The organism is Paenisporosarcina sp. P4_D4, assembly GCF_056401835.1.
This window is the reverse complement of sequence record NZ_JBFUIO010000155.1, coordinates 1-4032: the sequence shown is the minus strand read 5'-3', so window position 1 is coordinate 4032 and position 4032 is coordinate 1. Positions and strand designations below refer to the sequence as shown.

The window sequence follows — 4032 nt, the reverse complement described above, 5'->3', positions numbered from 1 at the left end:
GAATAAGAACAGATATATTTTTTTATTAGTAATAGCATTTATAGTGGTATTTTCTATCATAAAACTTCAAGATAATGGAATGATGGGAAATAATGAAAGTTTAGCTAAAGAATCTTCCGCAAAGATTGCGAATTCAGCTAAAGCATCTTATGAAAATAAAGTAAATTCTACAAAGATCTTAACAGGTAAAACAATCGTAATTGATCCCGGTCATGGCGGAGGGGATATTGGTGCAAGTGGACAGAATGGGACAATTGAAAAAGATGTAACATTAACAATGTCTAAAAATATTCAAAGTAATTTAGAGGAACGTACTGGTGCTACTGTTATTTTAACCCGTAAAGATGATGTGAAAGTATCACTTGAAGATCGTGTGAAAATTGCAGAAGAAGAGAATGCAGATCTGTTTGTTAGTATACACTTTKATGCCTTTTTTACAAACGATGTTGAAGGCATTACAACTTATTATAATAATACGGACGAGCCTATAGCGAAATTAATACATGAAAATATATTTAAAAATGGACTAGATGCTAGAAATCGTGGAGTAAGATTAGGAGACCTTCATGTATTAAGAGAAAACTCAAGACCAGCCATCTTACTTGAACTTGGGTTCATCTCAAATTCAAAAGATGAAGCGCGTATGACTTCAGAAGAGTTTCAAAGAAACACGGCAAATTCAATTGTTGACGGAATAATCGATTCTTTAAGATAGTTGATATTTAAACCACTATATAAAAAAATAAGAAGTTAATGTTTATAAAAAATAATCAAAAATACTTCTGAACCGCATTAGACTAATTGGATTTTAAAAAAATTAAACAATAACGGCAAGAATCTTAATGGTAAGTTAATCGGTAATCTTTTGGTTTAACATTTCGCAAAATACAAAAACTTTATTTCCAATTGATACCATCTTGACTTCACCTTAACATTGTCCGGTGATAATCATTTTGTAAGACAAATAAAACAAAGAAATGAGGGATAAAATGGAATTAAAATTTCACAGAAGTTAAAAAACTTTATTTCCAATTGATATCGTCTTGGTTTCATCTTTACATTGTCCAATTATAATCGTTTTTGTAAGGCAAATAATATTATGAAATGAGGAATTTTAAATGGGTAAAAAGAATTTATTCACTGTACTTAGTATTTCAACAGCATTATTAGTAGGAACTGGAAGTGCCTATGCTACACAAAATCAGAAAGATGAGTCAGTAAAATCGGTACAAATAGTTAACAAAGAATCGAATGAAATAACAAAACAAGAAGTAAACGTACAAGTACAAGAAAGTAAAAAAACATCAACTCAATATAGTTTTACTGATGAGGCTTTTTTCACATGGGATGGTCAGCCTGATTACTTTGCGAATGCGTTTTTAAATAATCAGGACCTATTTTCTTTATTAAATATGAATGGGGCAGAATTAAAACAAGAATTAGCAACTGGAAAATCGGTTGATGAAATTGCATCATCTAAAAATGTTTCTACACAACAAGTGATTGAGGTCATTGCGAAATCACAAACTACCGTGCAGATTCAAGCTGAAGAAAATGGAGAAGTTCCTAAAAACTCTGCTTCAATGGAACAACGTTTAAAAGATATTGAACCGAAAGTATTACAAGTAATTGAGCACAAAAGTAATTGAGCACAAAACTGAAACACCTTGGAGTTAATGTTCTGTTTCACCGCTTTACCGATTCAAGAAAATTCGAATATCAAAATCTTTTGTAAAACAAGAAAGCCTCCTCTTTTTGACTGGGAACTGACCCCATAGTTTGAGACAAATAAAAACACCTTAAGTTGAAAAACAGGTATGTAATACCTAAAGACAACTTGGAGGTGTTTTTATATGGGTAAAATAGTAAGGTATCCAGCTTTAATACATTACATTTCAAAGATCCATATTTAAATAAAAGTAAAATAGTACTCCATCTGAAGTATTCATGACACCACACTGCACACCATGTAGATTTAATATATTTTTCGAAATGGCAAGGCCTAATCCAGTACTACCTTCTGATCGTTGTCTAGACGTATCACCTCGATAGAATCGTTCCCAAACCTTTTCTAATTGGTCAACTGGAATATGCGACCCTTTATTTTCCACGCAAACTTTTACCTGCTCATTCTCTACGATGGTCGAAATATAGATATGCTCATTCAAAGGCGTATAACGGATTGCATTTGTAATGTAGTTCGTTATGACTTGTCCGATAAGATGTTGATTTGCTAAAACTTTTATTGAATTCAATTCTTTATGAATGGTTAATTTCTTTTTCTCTATTTCTAAATGTAATTCATGACAAATATGCTCAATTACTTTGTCTAAATAAAAAGATTCCATTTTCATTTTGTACGTTCCAGACTCGTACTTTGCTAGTTCAAGCATATCAATAATTAAACGATCCATCTTGTCGACTTCTTTTTCCATCGCTTCAAAGTAGTAATCCTTCTTATGACTAGCAACACCGTCTTTCAGGATCGAAATACAACTTTTCATAATACTTAGTGGGGTCTTCAATTCATGTGAGACACTTGAGATAAATTCTTTTCTAGTATTCTCTAACTGTTTTTCTTTTTCAATGTCTTGCTGTAGCTGAGTAATGTGCGAATGTAGTGTATCCGATAGTAAATTTATATTCTGAGATAAATCGCCTATTTCATCTTTAGAGTAATATTCAATTCGTTCTGAAAAATCTAAGCCTGCAATTTTTCTAGTTGAATTGTTGATTTTTAATAATGGTCTTGCAATTTTGATTGAATAGTAAAAAGAAGCCAAAATAGTTAGTAGTAACACAAAAGCTATCAAATAGATAAAATAATCGTTGACCATTTGTGCAGCTTCATCTACAGGTTGTAAGGAAGCCATTGAAAAGATATAACTGATGTTCCCATTTTTTTCTTTAACCGGATCAATGAACAGCTTGTATTTTATTCCATTTTGCTCATAATCAAGCGTTTTGACCGTTGTGAAATGATTTTCTTCATTAAACAATAAATCTGTTTGGAATTCACTAATACGCTCCATAAATAAGCTATTACTATAGATGATACTGGAAACATCATTTTGATCAGGAAATCGTACATTCTGTATGGTTCCTTTTAATTGACTGATTTGAAAATTAGAATGATATTGAGATTGATATTTAATTGTTAATGCTATTTTATTTTGTAGATTAGATTCTTTATGATGATCCATTTGGAATTCCTTATCAAGGTTTGTCCAAATAAATTGATTTACCAAATATGAATCATTCTGTGCCAAATATAGATAAAACGGGATTATTATATTATTTTTTTCAATCGTATAAAGATCCACTTCCTCTCCTATTGTAATGGTTGGAGTATCTTTATAAACATCTTCTCCTTTTAATAAATGATACAGTGGAATCGTTACGAATTGATTTGAATTTTTAGCGTCACTTATTTTAATTTCTGCATAATAATCATTTGAAGAAATAATATTTCCATTTTGATCCAATGTAGTTATCCATGTATTGTGAGTACGATAAAAATCTTGCTCTAATTGCTGGATGGATTGCACATTYCCATTACTTTTTAAGTATTGTTTCTCAAATGATTTGATACTTGATTTCAAATCATTTACTTTCTGATTTTCATAGTATTGCTTAAAGAAGATGGTCTGACCAATATAAATTGTACCTGTAATTAACAAACATAACKTTGTTGTTAATAAAAATAATTTTAAAACAATACCGTATTTCATAAACTCTCCTCAAACTTATATCCTGTTCGAATAATCGTTGAAATCAGTTTTGATTTGCTTCCTAATTTCGCTCGTAAATTACGAATATGTGTATTGATCGTTCGATCATCACCAAAGTAGTCATGTCCCCAAATCTTATATAAGAGTTGTTCTCTTGTAATCACGATTCCTTGATTTTGCATTAAATATGTTAAGATTTCAAATTCGGTATGTGTTAAATTAATAATTACTCCTTCTACCTTTACTAGCCTTGAAGAAAAATCTACTGTAATACCATTTTTAGTTAAAGTATCTATTGATC

Annotated in this window: 4 protein-coding genes; 2 read left to right on the top strand and 2 right to left on the bottom strand. The window is 30.6% G+C overall.

The window, feature by feature from the left end:
- Both AC1DSL_RS16220 and AC1DSL_RS16215 read left to right on the top strand, forming a co-directional pair.
- The coding region (locus AC1DSL_RS16220) for an N-acetylmuramoyl-L-alanine amidase family protein (protein ID WP_477532984.1) at positions 1-715 on the top strand (715 nt) is incomplete at its 5' end.
- Between the two features lie 403 nt (positions 716-1118).
- Positions 1119-1649 carry a hypothetical protein gene (locus AC1DSL_RS16215; protein WP_477532983.1) on the top strand — a complete coding sequence of 177 codons (531 nt, stop codon included), beginning with the start codon at positions 1119-1121 and terminating at the stop codon, positions 1647-1649.
- 246 nt (positions 1650-1895) lie between these two features.
- Here AC1DSL_RS16215 and AC1DSL_RS16210 read toward each other — a convergent pair whose 3' ends face one another.
- The gene (locus AC1DSL_RS16210; RefSeq protein WP_477532982.1) at positions 1896-3731 is read right to left on the bottom strand and encodes a sensor histidine kinase; all 1836 of its coding nucleotides are present in this window, start codon (positions 3729-3731) and stop codon (positions 1896-1898) included.
- The coding region (locus tag AC1DSL_RS16205; protein ID WP_477532981.1) for a winged helix-turn-helix domain-containing protein at positions 3728-4032 on the bottom strand (305 nt) is incomplete at its 5' end. The genes AC1DSL_RS16210 and AC1DSL_RS16205, both read right to left, overlap by 4 nt.